The 21,510-nt window shown below is 39.2% G+C and carries 22 protein-coding genes; 1 reads left to right on the plus strand and 21 read right to left on the minus strand.

Annotation, left to right across the window (positions count from 1 at the left end; all coding sequences use genetic code 11):
• Positions 1 to 2 precede the first annotated feature (2 nt).
• From plsX to AC58NB_RS03815, 7 genes are all read right to left on the minus strand, one after another.
• Entirely contained in the window at positions 3 to 983 is a 981-nt protein-coding gene (gene plsX, locus AC58NB_RS03785) for a phosphate acyltransferase PlsX (RefSeq protein ID WP_497425483.1), read from the minus strand.
• Entirely contained in the window at positions 980 to 1,564 is a 585-nt protein-coding gene (fapR, locus tag AC58NB_RS03790) for a transcription factor FapR (protein WP_497425484.1), read from the minus strand. Before fapR ends, plsX begins: the two co-directional genes overlap by 4 nt.
• Before the next feature lie 104 nt (positions 1,565 to 1,668).
• Positions 1,669 to 3,717: an ATP-dependent DNA helicase RecG gene (recG, locus tag AC58NB_RS03795; RefSeq protein WP_497425485.1), complete on the minus strand. Its 2,049-nt coding sequence runs from the start codon at positions 3,715 to 3,717 to the stop codon at positions 1,669 to 1,671.
• Positions 3,710 to 4,102 (minus strand): hypothetical protein, encoded by a 393-nt coding sequence (locus AC58NB_RS03800; protein WP_497425486.1) that lies wholly within the window; start codon positions 4,100 to 4,102, stop codon positions 3,710 to 3,712. Before AC58NB_RS03800 ends, recG begins: the two co-directional genes overlap by 8 nt.
• Positions 4,103 to 4,135: 33 nt before the next feature.
• Positions 4,136 to 4,798, minus strand: coding sequence for an L-serine ammonia-lyase, iron-sulfur-dependent subunit beta (gene sdaAB / locus AC58NB_RS03805; RefSeq protein ID WP_497425487.1), 663 nt, complete (start codon positions 4,796 to 4,798; stop codon positions 4,136 to 4,138).
• 96 nt (positions 4,799 to 4,894) lie between these two features.
• On the minus strand, positions 4,895 to 6,577 hold the full coding sequence (locus tag AC58NB_RS03810; RefSeq protein WP_497425488.1) for a DAK2 domain-containing protein: 1,683 nt from the start codon (positions 6,575 to 6,577) through the stop codon (positions 4,895 to 4,897).
• A gap of 18 nt (positions 6,578 to 6,595) precedes the next feature.
• The gene (locus AC58NB_RS03815) at positions 6,596 to 6,958 is read right to left on the minus strand and encodes an Asp23/Gls24 family envelope stress response protein (RefSeq protein WP_497425489.1); all 363 of its coding nucleotides are present in this window, start codon (positions 6,956 to 6,958) and stop codon (positions 6,596 to 6,598) included.
• A 242-nt stretch (positions 6,959 to 7,200) separates the two neighbouring features.
• Between AC58NB_RS03815 and rpmB the strand changes: the two genes are divergently transcribed.
• Positions 7,201 to 7,389: a 50S ribosomal protein L28 gene (rpmB, locus tag AC58NB_RS03820; RefSeq protein ID WP_066100570.1), complete on the plus strand. Its 189-nt coding sequence runs from the start codon at positions 7,201 to 7,203 to the stop codon at positions 7,387 to 7,389.
• A 225-nt stretch (positions 7,390 to 7,614) separates the two neighbouring features.
• Here the strand turns inward: rpmB and spoVM are convergent, their stop codons facing one another.
• The 14 genes from spoVM to gmk all read right to left on the minus strand — a co-directional run bounded on the left by spoVM (position 7,615) and on the right by gmk (position 21,508).
• Positions 7,615 to 7,695, minus strand: a complete 81-nt coding sequence (gene spoVM / locus AC58NB_RS03825; protein ID WP_049671465.1) for a stage V sporulation protein SpoVM — start codon at positions 7,693 to 7,695, stop codon at positions 7,615 to 7,617.
• Positions 7,696 to 7,771: 76 nt separating this feature from the next.
• Positions 7,772 to 8,422 (minus strand): thiamine diphosphokinase, encoded by a 651-nt coding sequence (locus tag AC58NB_RS03830; RefSeq protein ID WP_497425490.1) that lies wholly within the window; start codon positions 8,420 to 8,422, stop codon positions 7,772 to 7,774.
• 212 nt (positions 8,423 to 8,634) lie between these two features.
• Positions 8,635 to 9,282 (minus strand): ribulose-phosphate 3-epimerase, encoded by a 648-nt coding sequence (gene rpe / locus AC58NB_RS03835; RefSeq protein ID WP_497425491.1) that lies wholly within the window; start codon positions 9,280 to 9,282, stop codon positions 8,635 to 8,637.
• Positions 9,283 to 9,284: 2 nt separating this feature from the next.
• Positions 9,285 to 10,166, minus strand: a complete 882-nt coding sequence (gene rsgA / locus AC58NB_RS03840) for a ribosome small subunit-dependent GTPase A (protein ID WP_497425492.1) — start codon at positions 10,164 to 10,166, stop codon at positions 9,285 to 9,287.
• An 18-nt stretch (positions 10,167 to 10,184) separates the two neighbouring features.
• Positions 10,185 to 12,221 (minus strand): Stk1 family PASTA domain-containing Ser/Thr kinase, encoded by a 2,037-nt coding sequence (pknB, locus tag AC58NB_RS03845; protein ID WP_497425493.1) that lies wholly within the window; start codon positions 12,219 to 12,221, stop codon positions 10,185 to 10,187.
• 5 nt (positions 12,222 to 12,226) lie between these two features.
• Positions 12,227 to 12,979, minus strand: a complete 753-nt coding sequence (locus AC58NB_RS03850; RefSeq protein WP_497425494.1) for a Stp1/IreP family PP2C-type Ser/Thr phosphatase — start codon at positions 12,977 to 12,979, stop codon at positions 12,227 to 12,229.
• 4 nt (positions 12,980 to 12,983) lie between these two features.
• A complete protein-coding gene (gene rlmN / locus AC58NB_RS03855; RefSeq protein ID WP_497425495.1) occupies positions 12,984 to 14,069 on the minus strand; it encodes a dual-specificity RNA methyltransferase RlmN in 1,086 nt (361 codons plus the stop codon).
• Between the two features lie 3 nt (positions 14,070 to 14,072).
• A complete protein-coding gene (gene rsmB, locus AC58NB_RS03860; protein WP_497425496.1) occupies positions 14,073 to 15,419 on the minus strand; it encodes a 16S rRNA (cytosine(967)-C(5))-methyltransferase RsmB in 1,347 nt (448 codons plus the stop codon).
• 3 nt (positions 15,420 to 15,422) lie between these two features.
• A complete protein-coding gene (gene fmt, locus AC58NB_RS03865; RefSeq protein WP_497425497.1) occupies positions 15,423 to 16,364 on the minus strand; it encodes a methionyl-tRNA formyltransferase in 942 nt (313 codons plus the stop codon).
• A complete protein-coding gene (gene def, locus AC58NB_RS03870) occupies positions 16,361 to 16,846 on the minus strand; it encodes a peptide deformylase (protein WP_497425498.1) in 486 nt (161 codons plus the stop codon). Before def ends, fmt begins: the two co-directional genes overlap by 4 nt.
• Positions 16,847 to 16,868: 22 nt before the next feature.
• Positions 16,869 to 19,286, minus strand: a complete 2,418-nt coding sequence (priA, locus tag AC58NB_RS03875; RefSeq protein WP_497425550.1) for a primosomal protein N' — start codon at positions 19,284 to 19,286, stop codon at positions 16,869 to 16,871.
• Positions 19,280 to 20,494, minus strand: a complete 1,215-nt coding sequence (gene coaBC, locus AC58NB_RS03880; protein WP_497425499.1) for a bifunctional phosphopantothenoylcysteine decarboxylase/phosphopantothenate--cysteine ligase CoaBC — start codon at positions 20,492 to 20,494, stop codon at positions 19,280 to 19,282. Before coaBC ends, priA begins: the two co-directional genes overlap by 7 nt.
• Positions 20,495 to 20,670: 176 nt before the next feature.
• The gene (rpoZ, locus tag AC58NB_RS03885) at positions 20,671 to 20,889 is read right to left on the minus strand and encodes a DNA-directed RNA polymerase subunit omega (RefSeq protein ID WP_497425500.1); all 219 of its coding nucleotides are present in this window, start codon (positions 20,887 to 20,889) and stop codon (positions 20,671 to 20,673) included.
• 1 nt (position 20,890) lies between these two features.
• Entirely contained in the window at positions 20,891 to 21,508 is a 618-nt protein-coding gene (gene gmk, locus AC58NB_RS03890) for a guanylate kinase (RefSeq protein WP_497425551.1), read from the minus strand.
• Between the last annotated feature and the right edge of the window lie 2 nt (positions 21,509 to 21,510).

Raw genomic sequence — 21,510 nt, forward strand, 5'->3', positions numbered from 1 at the left:
TACTATTCTTTTATTGCCTCATGAATCGTTTCCGCAACATGATGTTCAACCATAATTTTCGCCTGACGTATAGCATTATAGAATGCATTGGCGTCTGAGGAACCATGTGCTTTAATGACTGGAGCCTTTAATCCAAATAGACCTGCACCACCATATTCAGAGTAATCCAGCTTATTTTTCAGCTCTTTAAGACCCGGCTTTAAAACAGCCGCTGCAAGTTTGCTCTTTAAATCAACCATCATGGCGTCTTTTAGCATTTTGAATAATGCGGAAGCCGTGCCTTCAGTTGTTTTGAGGACCATGTTTCCGGTAAACCCATCTGTTACGACAACATCTGCTACCCCATTTAACAAGTCCCGGGCTTCTACATTACCGATAAAATTAAAGTCAGCATCCTTCAATAAAGCAAATGCCTGCTTGGTAAGCTCATTCCCTTTTTTATCCTCTGTGCCAATATTCAACAACCCTACACGAGGCTTTTCAATATTACGAACCTTTTCAGCGTATACAGACCCCATTAATCCATACTGATATAAATGTTCTGGCTTCGCATCAGCATTTGCCCCTACATCTAAGAGTACAAATCCATTGCCATCGATTGTCGGCAATGTCGGGCTGAGCGCAGGACGATCAATCCCATCAATTCTTCCAACCACAAAGAGACCTGCGGCCATTAGCGCGCCCGTATTTCCAGCTGAGATACATGCATCAGCCTGTCCATCCTTAACATACTGAGCAGCAAGCACCATTGTTGCATTTTTCTTTCTTCTAACTGCTCTCACCGGTTCATCTTCTCCAGTTATCACTTCATCTGTATGAATAATCGTGATCCGTTCTGCGGAAGTTAAATGATTTTTAATTTCAGCCTCATTACCAATAAGCAGGATTTCTAAATCTGGAAAAGCTTTAATCGCCTTTTCTGCGCCTTTTACAGATTCCTTTGGTCCGTGATCTCCGCCCATAGCGTCTAATGCAATTTTCATTCTTTTTCATCCTTTTTTTCTGTAGTCGTCCGGTACATGGAAAATTCCCCTTTAAAGACCAGCTCTTTACCTACATAGCTGTGTACCGTAATCAGGGATCTTCCTTTATCCCTATCCACTTCTATAACCTTAGCTTTCGCAATCACGCGATCACCTTCATATACAGATTTTGTGAAGTGAATGGCAGCTTTTGCTGTTAATGCCAATTCCTCATTCGTTACCGCCACAGCCAGTGAATTAGCCTGGGCAAATAAATAATGACCTCTGGCAATTTTATTTCGTTTAAAAACATGTTCAGATTTTATATCTAATAAAGAAATAGCACTGTTGTCCAAGTCAAGATCAATAATATCTCCAATAATTTCATCTACAGGCAGAGATTTGATCTCATCAGTCATTCTCTTCTCAGCAACAGACTTTATTCTTTCTCTCAATTCCGGTATGGATAATTCCAAACGATCCAAGCGAATCGTTTGTATGCTAACCTTTAATTGTTCAGCCAATTCCTCATCGGTAATAAAAGGATTTTTCTCGATCATATCCTTTAATATAGCTTGTCTATCCTTCTTGTTTCGTTTCAAAAGCCTTCACCTTCCGAAGTGTTATGACTAGGTACTAATAGTAGTATATAATTTCGAAAAACAGATTGCAAGATTTTTTCGGACTCCAACAAGCAATCTGTCTATCAATCTAATTTCTCACCTTCGAGAACTCCTGAGTTCGATAAGTAATCCCTAAGGTACTTATACTTTTCATCCGTCCAGAATTCAGAACCCGAAATTAATTCTTCAGCATCTTTTCTGGCTGTTTCAAGTGCTCGATAATCATGAACCATATCCGCTATCTTAAACTCAGGCACTCCGCTTTGTTTTCTGCCAAAGAAATCTCCAGGACCTCTTAGTTCCAGATCTTTCTCACTTAATGCGAAACCATCTGTTGTATCGCACATCGCAGTTAATCGTTCGATTCCTACTTCTGTCTTCGGGTCTGCTATTAAAATACAATAAGACTGGTCAGCTCCCCGTCCTACACGACCTCTTAATTGATGGAGCTGCGATAATCCAAATCGTTCAGCATCATAGATGACCATAACGGTGGCGTTAGGTACATTTACACCTACTTCGACAACGGTCGTTGACACAAGTACCTGAATGCTATTATTCCCAAAACCACGCATGATTTCATCTTTTTCATCTGCTGGCAGCTTCCCATGCATTAGCCCAACAGAAAACTTTGGACTGAAATACTGAGACATGGCTGTATGAACATCTAATACATTCTGTAAATCGAGCTTTTCAGACTCCTCAATAAGAGGACAAATCACATAAGCCTGCCGCCCTTGTTCTAATTCTTTACTCATAAAATCAAGGATTCTGTCCAACATATTATGCTTGGCCCAATATGTTTCTATTTTCTTTCTTCCGGACGGCATTTGATCTATGATCGATACATCCATTTCACCAAAGACCGTTATCGCTAGCGTCCTTGGTATAGGTGTAGCTGTCATGAATAGTACATCTGGGCTTTCCCCTTTTTCTCGTAAGATACGACGCTGCTCCACACCAAAACGATGCTGTTCATCGGTAATCACAAGGCCTAACTTTTTAAAATTAACATCTTTTTGGATCAAGGCATGCGTACCTATTAAGATATCAATTTCCCCTTGCTCAAGCAGCTCCATCATTTCACGACGACGTTTCCCTTTCACACTTGATGTTAGAAGAGCTACATTCACCCCAAAAGGCTGCAGTAATTCAAAGAGGGAATTCGCATGTTGCTCTGCCAAAATTTCCGTAGGCACCATTAAAGCTCCCTGGTATCCGGAAGTTACAACAGCATACAGCAGGATAGCGGCCACCACCGTTTTTCCGGAACCAACATCTCCCTGAAGCAATCTGTTCATGCGGTATGGAGATCGTAAATCTTGTGCAATTTCATTAACGACCTTTTTTTGCGCATCTGTCAGTTCGAATGGTAAGGAAGATATGAATTTTTTTAATTTTTGATTATCATAGGCATACACCTGGCCATTTGAATTTTCCCGTTTCACTTTCCTTAGGGCTTGCATTTTAATTTGGAACAAGAGGAATTCCTCATAAACAAATCTTCTGTGAGCTTGCTTTACTTCAGCTGCATTTTGTGGAAAATGCAAGTAACGTAAGGCCAGACCTCTCTCTGGTAATTTATATTGCTCAAGATAATGTTCGGGTAATATTTCTACGATACTGTCATGGTAAGCAAGATAAGCTGATTTAATCCATTTACGCAATGATTTGACAGAGATATCACCCCTGGTATGATAAACTGGCTCGAATTCCTGCTCCCTTGCCTGATCATTAAGTTTATATTCAGATGCCGTCAGAGTTAAACGGTTTTTATCCCATTTCCCCGTAACCGTTATGGTTTCATTTAGCTTCAATTTATTTTTTATATATGGCTGATTAAAGAAAGTGACTGTGATGATATGGCGGCCTGTTAAAAGCTTTACATTCAAGCGGGATTTCTTTCTTCCAAAATAAGTTAAATTAGGAGCTGATTGAATAACCCCTTCGACAGTTATCCGTTCATCATGGGCTGCTTCCACGATATCTTTAATCCGATAATCTTCATAGCGAAACGGAAAATACTCAAGCAAGTCCGCAACTGAATAGATGCCAAGATTATTCAACTGCATAGCGGACTCAGGTCCTATCCCTTTCACCGTATCTATGGATAAATCATTTAGGCTACCCATTGTTCGCTGAAACTCCAAATATTTTCACTTCTATACAGCCCATTGGTGTAGTACAAATTTTTCTCATAGCAGCATCAACCTCATTTGTAGTTACAACCTTGCTTACTGTATTATGCTGGATTTCTCCAGACAAAACTTTGTCTTTTTTAATACATTCCTTCAACAACACAACATCATCGCCATTTAACCCTGAATAAGCACAGACACCATCCATTCCTCTTTCAATCGCTTTTTTCATAACCGTCTGATTCTGTTGCAATCGCCGCATCTTCCTAGCTTTTGAACTACCCATGAACTTCATTTCGTCGTGAATTATCACATTATTAGATATCTTCTCACCTTTTCTTTCAGCATGTTCAACCAATTCGGCAACATTGCAAAACATATAGCAACCTCCTTATAAAGGATAATCTGCACTTTAATCCGATACTTTTGTTACTTGTGTTACATGGTCTAATAATGAAATTTCCTCTAAAATATTCTGACCAATATTTTGATCGACCTCTATAGTCATCAATGCCATTTTCCCTACATCTTTTCGTGATACTTCCATATGCCCTATATTGATTTCATGCTTGGCAAGTATATTGGAAACACTTGCTATCGCACCGAATCGATCATCATGGACAACTAAAATAGCTGGATGATGACCTGACAAGCGCAGTTCAAATCCATTCAATTCCAGGATTTCTATTTTCCCGCCGCCAATTGAAATGCCAACCAATTCCATTTCACCTTCATCATCACCCATTTGGATTCTGGTGGTATTTGGATGATCCGTTATCGCATCTTCTTCTATAAATGTAATTTCTATGTTATTCTCTTTGGCAATCTCAAGAGATTGAATAAGACGTGGATCTGCCGTATCATAATCAAGCAATCCAGCCACAATGGCCACATCTGTACCATGCCCTTTGTACGTCTTAGCAAATGATCCATAAAATGAAATGATTGCCCATTTAGGCTGTCTGTTAAAAAGACTTCTCGCTACTCTTCCTATTCTGGCAGCTCCGGCTGTATGAGAACTGGAAGGACCAACCATAATTGGACCGATTATATCAAATACACTTTTATATTTCATTACCTACCCTCTCCAGTACAAATTGATAAAAAATCTTTACATACTGAAATAGAAGGGGTTTCCCCCTTCTATTATTGTAATGACTGATATTAATTTTTATTCAGCTGCAAATATATAGGAATACAACGGCTGTTTACCGTTATGCACTTCTACTTCTAGATCTGGATAGGCATCTGCGCAATATTGAACAAGGTGATCTACTTCCTCTTGAGAACTTTCTTCACCATACAAAATGGTTAAGATTTCTGCATCGTCAAGAATGTTTTCCAGCACTTGTTTAGCTGCTTCTACTCTATCCTTGTTTTTCACTTTAATTTTACCATCAATCAGACCCATATAATCGTTTTTCTCGATTTCAAGACCCTCAATGCTTGTATCACGTACCGCAAACGTAACTTGTCCCGTAATAACATTCGCTAAGGCATCCTTCATCATATCCTCATTTTCACTCGCTGGAGCAGCAGGATTAAAGGATAACAAAGCAGTCAATCCTTGAGGAATCGTTTTACTAGGGATTACCGTAACAGGATTTTCAATGACATCGGAAGCCTGTTCTGCTGCCATAATAATATTTTTATTATTTGGCAGGATGTAAACATGATCCGCATTAATGGATTCAATTGCTTTTACGATATCCTCTGTGGATGGGTTCATCGTTTGTCCACCCTCAATGACCACATCAGCACCAATACTTCTGAACAACTCTGCAATTCCTTCACCCATGGCAATTGCTACTACACCAAAATCTTTCTTTTCATTTTTGGCAGGTGCAGCTGATTCACGCAGCTCATTCGCCGTTTCATTTAAAATGGTTGAATGCTGCTCACGCATATTCTCAATTTTAATTTTAATTAAGCTGCCGTATTTTTGTGCGTAATTCAAACAGTCCCCTGGGTTTTCTGCATGGACATGGACTTTTACGATATCATCATCAGCAATCACAAGCAGGGAATCACCGTATTCACTTAAATCATTTCTAAACTGCTCTTCATTAAACGGATTTACAGCTATTTTTTCAGATTCAAAACGGACCATAAATTCAGTGCAATAGCCGAATTCAATATCTTCTGTTTTCATATGTCCCTGAACATTAATATGATGTTCAGCTTTCACAAGTTCGTCCATTTTAGGTGTGTTCTCAGGTGTTTCAGCAAGCTTTTCACCTTTCAACTCAGCCAAAAATCCTTCATAAACGAAGACTAATCCTTGACCGCCGCTATCGACTACCCCTACTTCTTTAAGTACTGGCAGTAAATCAGGAGTACGTTTTAACGAAGCTTTTGCTTCTTTTACAACAGCCTCCATTACTGCGATCACATCATTTGTTTCCGTTTCAGCTGCCGCCAAACCTGCCTTAGAAGCTTCCCTTGCAACAGTCAGGATTGTACCTTCAACAGGTTTCATAACTGCTTTATAAGCTGTTTCCACACCAGCTTCAAATGCCAAGGCAAATTCCTTGCTGTTGATGGACGCTTTTGGTTCGATGTTTTTCGCAAAACCCCTGAACAACTGGGATAAAATAACGCCTGAGTTCCCACGCGCACCCATCAGTAATCCTTTTGCTAAAGATGAACCAACCTTTCCGATATGATCCTGTACATTATTTTTTACTTCTTTAGCTCCTGATGTCATGGATAGATTCATATTTGTTCCTGTATCACCATCCGGTACAGGAAATACATTTAACGAATCAACTAATTTAGCATTGGCAGACAGCCTGTTCGCGCCCTGTATGACCATTTCGGCGAATCTTTTGCCGTCAATAGATGTTATAGCCACTCAAATTTCCTCCTTAAATTACGGATTCGTAACACGAACCCCTTGAACAAAAATATTAACGGATTCTACCGATAGTCCAACAGTTTGGTTTAATGTATATTTAACTTTAGATTGAACATTATGAGCAATTTCGGAAATTTTAGTTCCGTAACTTACAATGATGTACATATCAATATGTAACTCATCTTCAACCTGTCTGACTACTACTCCTTTGGAGAAGTTCTCTTTTCGCAAGATTTCACTAATTCCGTCTTTAATTTGATTTTTGGATGCCATACCGACAATCCCGTAACAATCTACGGCTGCACCACCTGCAATGATTGCTAGTACATCATTTGAAATATCTATTTGTCCGTATTTCGTACTCATTTCAATGGACATATTTGTTCCCCCTTTATGGTAACCATAGCTATAACCATTTTACTATAATCACTTTTGAATGGAAAGCCTTTATCCTATACCAATTAACCAAAGTTAAAATCGTATGTCAAGGTTTTTTTCTTGAAAGACCGCTTCAATTGTATTGCATTATAGCGATAGGTATGTTAAATTATTAAAGTATCTTTTGAAGAGACCGACTAAAAAAGAATGATTAATATAGGCAGTAAGGAGGGAATTGGGCTATGTCACGCAAATGTGTTATTACCGGCAGAAAAACAACTTCCGGAAACCATCGTTCTCATGCCATGAACGCTAACAAACGTACATGGAAAGCTAACGTTCAAAAAGTTCGTATTCTTGTTAACGGAAAACCGAAAAGAGTATACGTTTCTACAAGAGCGTTAAAATCTGGTAAAGTTGAACGCGTATAATAAACGAAAACAAGCATCCTTTTAAAGGATGCTTGTTCATTTTTCCCTTAATTCCCCCTATTTAGTCTTATGATTTTGATAATATTTCACATTTATCATGAAGATTAATGATAAAAGAATCGTTCCAAAGAGAGTCAGTTTTTTTTGGAGTGCATCATACATAGTAAAGAAATAACCTCACCTGCATAAGAAAAACACCCCATTGCAGGGTGCCATATATGAAATTTACCCTTTCTTAAAAGCTCCTAACATAGCCTTAACGATTCCTCCCAAAAATCGGGGCAACTTAATCGTATAAAATTTCATTGTGTCCCTCCTTAGCTCTGCCAGTTCTCATTATTCATTTTTATTCATATATAGAGGAAAAAGTTCAACAAGTAAATTAATCTCTGCTTCTTACCACCAATAATATGCCATTCAAAAACGAAAAAGTACCAGTTTTGAAATTTAATTCATTACTGACTGACAATGTACTGCCTCGGTGAAGTGTAAAATCTGTTAAAGGGTATTTAAAGTTTAGAAGCGTCATTCCCACTACCTCATCGGTAATTGGTATAAAGGATATGTATTTGAACTCGGTTTCTTCCAGCACATAAGATCCTGGTTTATATATGGTGAGTATATTATTCTGATCCACTATACTTGTCTGAATTCCATGTCGAATATGTTCTTCTCCTGACAGTATCATGATATTGGCGATTGCATGGTCCATCCTGCCGCCGCTTGCTCCATAAATCGTAATTCTCTCCGGACTTTGGGTATAAGCCCATTCAAGAGCCAATTCCAGATCGGTTGCATCCTTTTCTGGTGGGAACTCAAAAAAATGATCGCAATTTTCCTGAACGATCTTCAATTCTCCCTTAGAAATTGAATCAAAGTCTCCAAATACAGCATTAAGATGAATACCTGCCTCCAAAATTCGTAATGAGCCACGATCCACCCCAATCCAGATTGCTTCACTTCCTTTATTATCTAACATTCTTAAATCAGGAATATACATAGCGGGTCCACCGGCAACGATATTGATTTCCATAAGTTTTGCTCCTTTACTTATTTGTCATACAAAAAAAGGGTTATCCTCTTTTAACTTGATGGACAACCCTTTCCTTATTTATACGGTATTCTTTCAATATTCAAGACATAAATGCCATTAGGTTAAAAGAATCAAATTCTATTTAACATGTTTCTAGGACCCTGGCCAAGTAAGTGATTACGCACTTCTCCTAGCCGAGCCACAATCAAAGATTACTCGCCGCGAATGGCTTCGATTGCTTTCTTCCTGTCTTCTTTATTATAAATAGCAGATCCCGCTACAAGCACCGTAGCACCTTTATCCATGCATAGTTTGGCCGTCTCCTCATTTACACCGCCATCAATCTCAATTTCAATGGATAAACCTTTTTCCTTGATCATCTTATCCACTTGTTCTATTTTATCAAGAACACTTGGAATAAAGGCTTGTCCACCAAAGCCTGGATTTACCGACATTAAAAGAACCATATCAAGGTCTTCTAAGACATAATCCAATACATCTGGAGAAGTCGCGGGATTTAATACCACTCCGGCTTTAACCCCAAAGGATTTTATCAACTGAATGGTGCGATGCAGGTGTGTACAAGCTTCTGCATGGACCGTAATATAATCGGCACCCGCTTTCGCAAATGCTTCAATATATTGATCTGGATTTTCAATCATCAGATGAACATCAAGCGTTAATTTGGTAATAGGACGCACGGCATCAACAATGAGTGGTCCAATCGTTATATTAGGAACAAAGTGGCCATCCATAACATCAATATGGATCCAATCTGCTCCCCCTCTTTCAACATCGCGGATTTCCTCTCCCAATTTTGAAAAATCAGCTGATAGTATTGATGGAGCAATTTTAACCATAGTTAGTACCTCGGCTTTCTATCTTTTATTTCCTCCAGAAACTGCAAATAATGATTGTATCTATATTCCTCTATAGCGCCCGTTTCAACACCCTGTTTAACAGCGCATTTGGGCTCCTTAACGTGGAGACAACCCCTGAATTTGCATTCCGAGCTTTTTTCTCTCATTTCCGGAAAGCAGCCAGTTAGCTCTTCGGCTTCAATCTCGGTAAAATCAAGAGAACTGAATCCCGGTGTATCAGCTAATAAACCATCTCCAAGATCAATAAGCTCTACATGTCTTGTTGTATGCTTTCCTCGGCCCAAATGAGAGGATATTATATTGGTTTTTATATTTAGAGTAGGATCAAGAACATTTAACAGAGAAGACTTGCCCACTCCGGATTGTCCAGCAAATACGGAGGTTTTTCCTTTTAGGAAAGGCTGTAACTCCGTTATCCCTGATTCCTTCAAAGAAGACGTTAAAATAACATCATAACCAATTTCTCTGTACTGTTCTGCATAATCATGTATCTTTTTCTCTTCTTCTGAATTCAGCAAATCCATTTTACTGATGCAAATGATTGGTTCAATGTCCTTCGATTCAACCAATACTAAAAATCGATCTAATAAAGTGGTACTGAACTCAGGCTCTGCAGCTGAAAATACGAGAATTGCTTGATCTACATTGGCAATGGGTGGACGCACTAATTCATTTCTGCGCTCTTTAATTTCCATTATATATCCATCTGTCGGATTTTCCGCTTGATAAATAACTGTATCTCCAACAAGAGGCGTAACTTTTTGTTTTCTAAAAACACCACGGCCCCTGCATTGGATAACTTGCCCCTCATCCATTACATAATAAAAGCCGCTCAATGCTTTAATAATTTTTCCTTCAGGCATATATTCCCTCCTTTACTATTAACTGTCCGAATAACTAATGACTCCTTCATCATAAACACTATTATCCTTTATGATTTTATACCCTGCTTTACCATCATGAGGGATGGTAAATTGCAATGTTTTTTTGACAGTTTTCGTTATTTCGAATGTTTCTACTGGTTCAGTCATGTTGTTGTTTAAATCCTCGATCAATATTGTCACAGATTGAGGCACACCAGCTAATTCTTCATCATACGTTATGGTCACTTCTTTACTCGTTTCCTTGGGCGGAATTTCTTCTTCCCCTTTGGAAATAGTTACTTTGACCTCTGACCCAATCTCCACAGCTGTGCCTGCTGCAGGCTCCTGAGAAATCACTTGTCCCTCTTTAATTGTCGAGCTGTATTCTTCTCTTGCAATGGTGACCTGAAGTCCTGTATCAGCCTCATAATCATCCAGTGCCTTCTGATTATAATCCGTTAAATCTTTGAGAGTGATTTTAGCCGGACCGCTGCTTAGTGTTAATGTCAATATTGTCTCTGAAGGGATGACTTCTTCACCCTGTCGCGGCTCCTGTTCAAGTACAGTCCCTGCTTCAGAATCATCATTTACCCGATTGATTTCAATATCTTTAAAGCCAAAACCTTCTATGAGCGACTTAATGTCCTCATATTGACGATCCACATAGTCGAGGACGTTTACCTGCGCTTTTCCACTACTGAAATAGACATTAATGACCGAACCCTCTTTAACGGTATCCCCTGCTTCAGGGTCTGTTTTAATCACATTTCCTGCTGGAATATCCTCATCCGGTTTCTCGATTGTTTCCCCAATTTCGAAACCTTGCTCAATCAGTGTAGACATAGCTTTTTCCAATTGTTTGTCATTTACATCAGGTACCAAAACATCTTTTGCGGCTAACATTCCAGGTAAAAACAAAATAGCCAGAATCGTAAGCAAAATGAGAGTTGCCAAAATAATTCCGATTACCTTAAGCCATTTTTTCTTTTTCTTAGGCTGCTGTTTTTGCTTTTTTGTTTTATCTTTGTTTTTGTTTTTGATTTTCTTATTCTTTTTTAGTGAACCTTTTTTCCCAACAGACTCATCAACCTGCTCCATCAATACGGTATCTTCATCAATTGGGATAACTTTCGTATCATCGTAATCCTCAAATAATTGGTCATTCGTAATAATCGGAATCGCTTTTGTAACATCATCATCATTTGGTATGGAAAATTTACTTTCGTTTAATCTTTCAGGATTCAGAGCGGTCTCTATATCTTCTTTCATTTCATCCACACTGGCATATCGATGAAATTGATCCTTGGCCGTTGCTTTTAAAATAATATTCTCCACACTTTGTGGTATCGATGGATTCCATCTTCTTGGAGAAGGAGTCTCTGATTGAAGATGTTTCAGAGCTATTGAAACAGCAGACTCGCCTGAAAAAGGCAATCGGCCGGTAATCAATTCAAACATTACGATTCCAAGTGAATAAATATCTGATTTCTTATTCGCCATTCCACCTCTTGCTTGCTCAGGAGATAAATAATGAACAGACCCGAGGACAGAGTTCGTCTGAGTTATAGAAGTTGCACTAAGAGCCATCGCGATTCCAAAGTCAGTGATTTTGACATTACCGTCATGATCAATCAATATATTGTGCGGCTTAATATCTCTATGTACAATATTGTTCTGATGGGCATGCGATACAGCCGATGTAATTTGTTTCATTATATCCAATGCTTTTTCAACTGGAATAGACGCATATGCCTGGATATATTGTTTTAATGTCATGCCATCGACATATTCCATCACAATATAATAAATATCCCCTTCCTCTCCAACATCATAGATACTCACTATGTTTGGATGAGTCAGGCTTGTAGCGGACTGGGCCTCCCGATGAAATCGTCGAATAAATTCCTCATCATTGGAAAAATCCATACGAAGAATTTTTAGGGCAACGTCCCGATCAAGTATCATATCTCTTGCCAGGTATACATTAGCCATTCCGCCTCCACCAATCATGCGGAGGATCTTATATCTGTCGCTAATTCTTTTGCCGGTCAACATATAACTCACCCACTTTCACTTTCAAAGCTGTGCAGAAGGATTACTAGAGTTATATTATCTTCTCCCCCGTTTTCATTAGCTTTTTGAATATATGTACCTGCAATTTGTTCTAAGGATTCATTGCCTGTTATAATGGTTTCTATTTCTGATTCGGAAAGTTTATCAGAGAGACCGTCTGAACATAATAACAGACGATCTCCTTCTTCAAAACTGATTGTCTTTATATCAACATCCACACTATTTTCTGTTCCAAGTGCACGAAGAATGACATTTTTTCTAGGATGATGTGCAGCATCTTCTTTAGAAATTTGACCGGAACGCACAAGCTCATTAACCAGGGAATGATCTTCAGTTACTTGTTTAAAGCCACTGTCATTCAAAAGGTAACATCTCGAATCTCCTACATTTACAATTGTGGCTGTTTTATCTGTACAAATCACGCCGACAATGGTTGTCCCCATACCTTCACATTCTTCATGTGTCATGGAGTGCTCGTAAATTTCACGGTTAACACGTTTGATTTGCTCTTCCAAAAACAATTCAATAGAACTTGGTGAATCTGCATGCAACTCGGTTTCCCATGCTTCTTTTAGTTTGGAAACAGCCATTTCACTTGCTACATCACCTGCTTTGTGACCACCCATTCCATCGGCAATGACAGCAAAAATCATAAAAGGATTTTCCTTATAAAATATACCACCCTGATCTTCATTATGGATTCTCACTTTGCCCCGGTCTGTTCTAAAAACTGCCTTCATCCCTTCACCTCGTCTCTTCTTTCCTTTCTTTTGCTCTCAGTTGTCCGCAAGCAGCATCAATATCATGACCTTGCTCTCTTCTGGTTGTGACATTTATCCCTTGATCTTTCAATGTTTTTTCAAAAAGATCAATTTGTTCTCTCGGTGTTCTTACATATTCCCGTTCAGGGACATAGTTAACTGGTATTAAATTGACATGACATTTAATATCTTTTATTAAAGCCGCAAGCTCGAGCGCATGCTCAACCTGGTCATTTTCACCACCGAAAAGTCCATATTCAAATGTAATCCTTCTGCCTGTTTTATCCACATAATACTTAACGGCTTCCATTAATTGAGGAAGTTTGTATGCTCTGTTAATAGGCATAAGCTTACTGCGAAGCTCAGTGTTTGGAGCATGCAATGAAATGGCAAAGTTGATTTGTAATTTCTCATCTGCAAATTTATAAATTTTAGGGATAATTCCACTTGTCGAAACCGTTATGTGACGTGCTCCGATATTTAACCCTTTATCATGGTTGATGATTCGCAGGAATGACATCATATTGTCATAGTTATCGAATGGTTCTCCGATACCCATAATAACAACTGAACTAACTCGTTCATTTGTTTCATCAAGAGCCTGTTGAACCTTTACAACTTGAGCAACAATTTCTCCGGCTTCTAGATTTCGCTTCAATCCGCCAAGGGTAGAAGCACAGAATGTACAGCCGATACGGCAGCCAACCTGTGTAGTCACACAAACTGAGTTTCCATAATCATGACGCATTAACACAGTCTCGATGGAATAACCATCCTGTAATTCAAACAAGAATTTAATCGTACCATCTTTTGATGTTTGCTGAACCAGTGTATTTAATGTCGTTAATGTATATGCCTCTGCTAATTTTGTACGTAACTCTTTCGAGAGGTTAGTCATGTCTTCAAAAGAGGAAACTCTTTTTTCATATAACCATTCAAAAATCTGTGTTGCACGGAATGCTTTTTCTCCATTTTCCACAAGCCATTCTTTCAGCTGATCTAATTGCAAGGAATAAATAGATGGGGGGCTATCCTGCTTCTTTACTTCCTTAGTTGTCGTTTGTTTCATTCCTTACGCCTTCTTTCGAATTGAAGCAATAAAAAATCCATCGCTTCCAAAATATTGAGGTAGTACTTGTAAACTATTATCTATAATATAAGGTCTCACCTTTTCAGGCATTCTGTCTTTAAGTGTAAGATCCTTCTCAAACTCAGGATGCGCTTGAAGAAATGCATCAATAACCGCATTATTTTCATCATGGCCAACAGTACATGTACTATAAACGATTGTACCGCCTTTTTTTACCAATTGGGATACTTGATGTAAAATATCGAATTGAATTTTCGCAAGCGAGTTCAAATCTTGCTCACTTTTGGTATACTTGGCATCCGGTTTTCGTTTTAACACGCCCAAACCAGAACAAGGAGCATCCACAAGGATTTTATCAAACATATCCGTATCAAAAAATTCAGGTGTCTTCCTTGCATCCATTTGCTTAGTTTCAATATTCGTTAAACCAAGTCGTTTTGCCTGCGTATCAATTAGTTTTGTTTTATGTGCATGAAGATCAAGTGCGTATATTTGGCCGGTCTTATTCATTTTTTCAGCGATATGCATCGTTTTACCGCCTGGTGCTGCACAGCTATCCAAAATGATTTCGTTTTCTTTCGGAGCTAAAGCATAGGCCACGAGCATAGAACTCTCATCCTGTATGCTAAATAGTCCTTCCTTAAAGCTCTCGGACATAGCCATATTTCCTTTAAGGCAACGGATCCCTTCTTCTATCAAGAGACTCGGTTCAACCATATACCCTTCACTTTTCAGCTTTTCCATCAATTCTTCTCTGCTGATTTTCGTAACATTTACTCTGCCAGTTTGCACAGGAGCATGCAGGTTTTCTTCACACATTTTCTCTGTTTGCTCAACGCCGAATTCATCTGCCCACTTTCTTACAAGCCATAATGGATGACTTGTTGAGATCGCGATTTTTTCAAGAGGATCCGTTAAGCTATCCACTGATGGAACTCCTTCACGCTGAATAGATCGAAGTACACCATTAACCAAAGAGGCAATTCCACGATGTCCGCGTTTTTTAGCAATTTCCACTGCTTCATGAATCGCAGCCCGATCAGGTACTCGGTCCAGAAAATGCATTTGAAAAACGGTCATTTCAATAAGCGATAACACCCAAGGTTCTAGCTTCTTAGGATTTTTAACAAAAGGTCTCACATAGTATTCCAGTGTCATTTTCCGTTGAATAGTCCCATATGTCAGCTCGGTCAATAACCCTACATCCTGTGGAGAAAGGTTATTTTCTTTGATGGCATGGTTCAATGACAGATTGCTGTATGCCTGGCTTTTTTCGACAGAAACCAGGATATCAAGCGCTATTTCTCTAACATTCTTTTTTTGTGGCATTCTTTAATCTCCCAATTTCATTCCTGTTGATATGACCGTAGTACCTCGAAGCATCTGCTCGGCAGTCATTCTTTTCTTGCCGGCCAATTGCAAATCAGTAATTTTGATTGCGGTATCGTTGCCCGTTTGCACAACAAATCCATCTTTTACAATCTCAAGTACATCACCGGCATTTCCTTGCTTATCGCTCTCCACCTTTTCGCCCCACCATACTTTTAATACCGTTCCATTTAATACAGTGTAAGCTACCGGCCACGGATGCATTCCGCGGATATGATTATAAATCTCCTCGCCGGTCCTTGTCCAATCGATTAATTCCTGTTCTCTTTTAATATTGTAAGCGAAAGTTGCTTCTTCTTCATTTTGTTTGATTGGAGTAATTTCTCCATTCAATAATTTCGGAATGGTTTCTGAAACTAATTCAGCTCCAGCTTCGCTTAATTTATCATGTAAACTGCCAGTGTGGTCCGTCTCTTCAATCGCAACTTCCACCTTTGCCAGCATATCACCAGCATCCAACTTCTCTACCATATACATAATGGTAACACCAGTTTTCTCTTTTCCTTGCATAATCGCATAGTGAATAGGTGCACCACCTCGTAATTCAGGCAGTAAGGAGGCGTGTACATTTATACAGCCAAACTTTGGTGCCTCCAATAAACGGTTCGGCAAAATTTGCCCAAATGCTGCCGTAACAATTAAATCAGGGTTTAAGGCAAGTACCTTGTCTACTTCTGAATCCACTCTAATTTTTTCCGGCTGCAGAACAGGTATCCCATACCTTTCTGCTGTCACCTTTACAGGAGGCGGTGTTAAAATGCGCTTGCGTCCAACCGGGCGGTCAGGCTGCGTCACCACACCTACAATCTCATACCCATCCTTTATTAATCGTTCCAAAACACCGACAGAAAAATCCGGTGTTCCCATAAATACTATCTTAGTCATTCAACTTCATACCCTTCTAACTCTTCTTCACTAATATAACGGACAACTTTTGAAGTAAATAAGATCCCTTCCAAGTGATCCATCTCATGCTGAATCGCTCTTGCCAAATATTCTTCAGCTTCTAAAATATAGGTTCTTCCATTACGGTCCTGTGCTTGTATTTTAACATATGAAGGGCGATCAACCTCTCCATACAGATTAGGGAAGCTCAAACAACCCTCAACATCTCGATCTGTACCTCTCGAAGAAAGGATAATTGGATTAATCAGTTCAAATGTACCTGACTCATCATCTATATCAACAATCGCCACTCGTATATTTTGGCCAATTTGCGGAGCAGCCAATCCCACACCATCTGCGTTAATCATTGTGTCATACATATCATCAAGTAACTTGGCTAATTTACGATCAAACACTTCAACCTTTTTACAGGGAGTTTCAAGAATTTGATCTGGGTGTTTTACAATAGGTAGTACTGCCACTTATTTGTTTCCGCCTTTCTATTTACATCATAATGAACGGATTGACATCAATCGATAATTGTAAACCAGATTGAGTAGCATTACGTCCATATGTTTCATTCAATTTTTTTAAAATCGTGGTTAAATTAGGTTCCCGCTTGTATTTTATCAAACATTGATACCTATATCTATTATTGATTCTGGACATCGGAGAAGCCGATGGGCCAAACACAACCGTTTCCGGGCCTACCTGCCGCTTAATAAAGGCTGTTATTTTTTCTGCAGCCTCAATTGTTTTTAAAACATCCTCATGTGAAACAGTTAAGAGAGCAATATAAAAATAGGGTGGATAATCACTTTGTTTCCTTAAAAACATCTCTCTCATGAAAAAACCATCATAATCTTGCTCTGCTGCCAGTTGGATACTGTAATGTTCAGGCGTATAGGTTTGGATAACGACTTCACCTGGTAATTCATGTCTTCCAGCACGTCCGCTGACCTGTGTTAAAAGCTGAAAGGTTCGCTCTGACGATCGGAAGTCAGGTAAGTGAAGCATCGTGTCTGCAGTAAGAACACCAACCAAAGTTACTTTTGGAAAATCGAGCCCTTTGGCAATCATCTGTGTTCCGAGAAGAATATCAGCCTGTCCTTCTTCGAACTTTTTCAGTAATGCTTCATGCGCCCCTTTACGCCGTGTTGTATCTACATCCATTCTGATAACCCTGGCGTGAGGCAGCAATTTCCCCAACTCTTCTTCTACTTTTTGAGTCCCAGTACCAAAATAACGAATATGATCACTGCCACAGTCGGGACATACTTCCGGCACTCGTTCTTCAAGGCCGCAATAATGGCATTTCATTAGTGATTGGGCACGGTGATAGGTCATTGATATATCACAATTTGGACATGTTACAACCAACCCACAATTTCTGCACATGACAAAGGAGGAATGGCCTCGTTTATTTAATAACAGAACGGTTTGCTCCCCTTTATCTACACGGTCCTTCAGCTTTTCAAATAATAAATGGGAGAACATCGAGCGGTTTCCCCCTCTCATTTCATCCCTCATATCAACAACTGAAACAGTTGGCATAGCCTGCTGGTTTACTCTACTTTTTAATGTTAAAAGTGTGTATACGCCTTTTTTTGCTCTTGCAAAACTCTCAAGTGAAGGAGTGGCACTACCGAGCACAACCGGACAATTGTGATAAGCCGCCCGTTTTAGTGCTACATCACGTGCATGGTAACGCGGTGTTTCCTCTTGCTTATAACTGCCTTCATGCTCCTCATCAATAATAATCAGACCTAAATTCGTGAATGGAGCAAAGACAGCTGAACGGGCACCAACCACGACTTTAACTTCTCCGCGTTGGATTTTACGCCATTCATCATATTTTTCACCATGTGAAAGCCCACTATGTAACACAGCCACCAAATCTCCAAATCGCCTTTTAAATCTGGTTACCATCATCGGTGTTAAAGAGATTTCCGGTACGAGAACAATGGCTTCCTTTCCTCTATCTACAATTTGCTTGATTGATTGAAGATATATTTCAGTTTTACCGCTTCCCGTTACCCCATACAACAGGAAATTTTCATTTCGATTTTCATTTATGGCCAAGGTGATTGGATCCATCGCTGCCTGTTGAATAGTGGTTAGCTTCAGGCTTTGATCTCGTGTAAATTGCCCTTCGGCAAAAGGACTGCGATATTCTTCTTTTTCAATAATCTTTACCATGCCCTTTGAAATGAGCGGTCTAATGGCTGCTGTACCGTTTATGCCCGTTTCTTCTAATACTTTTGAGAGCATTTGCTCCTCTGGATGCTCAATCAAATAGGATAATAATTTTTTTTGATTCTTGGCATTCGTATTTAAATGAGCCAATTGCTCCAGCAATTCTTCCTTTGTTAACAAAGAAGCAATATATTTTTGCTTCTTTATGCTTGTCTTATTAGAAACCTGAACAGAGATTTCCAGATTGCCCTTATCAATCTCTTCCTTTATAGGGGATAACAAATCATCATTTTGCACTTTTATCCAGCTAATCGCCTCCGCTTTACTAAACAAATGCTGAATTTGTTTCGGAAGGTCAACTATTTGTTTTCCGGGAGCAAGTCGAATTTGTTTTTCATATTTTGCTTTTAATGCGGCCGGCAGCATTGCCTGGAAAGCCGAAATTTTAAAGCACATCGTCTCATCTGCCAGCCAATGCCCTAAATCTAGTAATTCATTATTTATAGCAGGCTCAATATCCAATAAACTGCTGATTGATTTTAACCCTTTAACTTCTGTAGAATCTTTCAGTCTAACTACAAAGCCTAGTAATTTTCTTGGACCAAAAGGGACGGTCACTCGCATACCTTCCCTGATAATGCCTGTCCATTTTGCTGGTATTTTATAATCGAATGGACGGTCCGTTTGCTGGGCCGGTACATCCACGATCACTTCTGCAATCATAATAAAGGCGCCTCTTTTATTTGTATGGATTCGATCTCTTTGAATATTTCTGCAGCCACTTCTGCTTTACTTAATAAAGGAAGTTCTCTAAAACTGCCATCCTTTTTATATAAGGTGACAATATTGGTGTCGGTTCCAAATCCGGCACCTTCCTCAGTCACATTATTAGCTACGATCATATCCGCATTTTTCTTAACTAGCTTTTTCTTTGCATATTCATCCACATGATTCGTCTCAGCTGCAAAGCCGATTAAAATTTGATTCGTTTTTCGTTTACCGACTTCTGCGAGAATATCCTTTGTACGAGTCAGTTCGAGCGTACTGTCTCCTTCTTGTTTCTTGACCTTCTGGTTTTCATAAACAGCTGGTTTATAGTCAGCTACAGCCGCTGTACCAATAATAATATGCTGATGGTCCATAATGTCCATAACTGCTTCATACATTTCAGAAGCACTTTCAACATCAATCACTTTAACGCCTCTTGGACGTTTAAGCGATACTGGACCTGATACCAAGGTAACGTCTGCCCCCAACCTGCTTGCTGTCTCTGCCAGAGCATATCCCATTTTTCCGGTTGAAAAATTAGAGATATAACGGACAGGGTCTATGCGTTCTCGCGTTGGACCTGCTGTAATCAAAACTTTTTTTCCGCCTAAAGGTTTGTTGTTATCAGCAAAATAGTTCTGCAAATTGGCAACGATTGTTTCCGGTTCTTCCAGCCTGCCCTTACCAACATACCCGCAAGCTAAATAGCCTTCAGATGGTTCCATAAATAAATAGCCATCTTCATGAAGACGTGCCATGTTTCGCTGCACCGCTTTATGTTGATACATATGGACATTCATCGCTGGAGCAATAAAAACAGGCGCCGTAGTTGCCAGTAAAGTGGTAGAAATAATATCATCAGCCAGCCCATTGGCCAACTTTCCTATGATATTCGCTGTGGCAGGCGCAACTAAAATGGCATCCGCCCAATCAGCGAGCTCGATATGTGCGATTTTACCAGGGATTTTCTCGTCGAACGTATCTATATAAACATCGTTTTTGGATAAAGCCTGAAAGGTTAGCGGCGCCACAAATTTAGTTGCTGATTCACTCATTAAAACTTTAACTTGCGCACCAGCCTGAACAAGTTTACTTGTTAATGCGGCCGATTTGTATACAGCGATTCCACCTGTTACACAAACAAGTACCTTCTTATTATCAAGCATCAAATCACTCCATAACTCGTATTCTTAAGAATTCCTGTATATACATCTTTTATATCATATATTAACAATTAAATTTGCACTAATATGTTTTACTATAATTCGAAAACATATCATCAGCCAATAAAAAAACAACCTTATTATAATCTCTAAGGTTGTTTTTTTCAGCACTGTCTCTGTTAGTAGTCAATACGACCTTCAGTATCCACACGATACGTTAAATCACCAGAATGGATTTCCTCAAGCGCTTTTCCAACATGTTTATGAGATACTGGCTTTGCAATTCTTGTACTTTCACCGGATTCCTGCATATAACGTGCGCGTTTAGCAGCAACGGAAACCAAAGAATATTTAGAATCGATTTTAGTTAATAATGCGTCAATAGATGGATACAACATATTATTTATCATCCTCCAACAATTTTTTATATCTTTTTTCCACTCGTTCACGACGAAGGTGTTCAGCCACTACGATTGAATTGATACGCTCGCATGCATGTTCCACGCGATCATTTTCAACTACATAATCGTAGAGATTCATCATTTCAATTTCTTCACGTGCCGCTTTCATCCTGTTACGAATCAACTCATCTGTTTCCGTACCTCTTGTCACGATACGATTTTCGAGTTCCTTTAGGCTTGGTGGTGCAAGGAAAATAAATAATCCGTCAGGAAACTTTTCACGAACCTGACGTGCTCCCTGTACTTCTATTTCAAGAAATACATCCTTACCTTCATCCAACGTTTTGCGGACATATTCAATCGGTGTACCATAGTAATTTCCTACGTATTCTGCATGCTCCAAAAGTTCATCATTGGCAATCATTTCTTCAAATTGTTCTTTGGATTTAAAGAAATAATCCACTCCATCAACTTCTCCCTCACGAGGTTTCCTAGAAGTTGCTGAAATCGAATATTGAAAATCAACATCCGGCTGAGAAAAAATCGCCTTTCTGACAGTTCCTTTTCCCACGCCAGATGGGCCTGATAAAACTATTAATAATCCTTTTTCTTCCAAAA

Source organism: Pradoshia sp. TA40_28, from assembly GCF_059694525.1.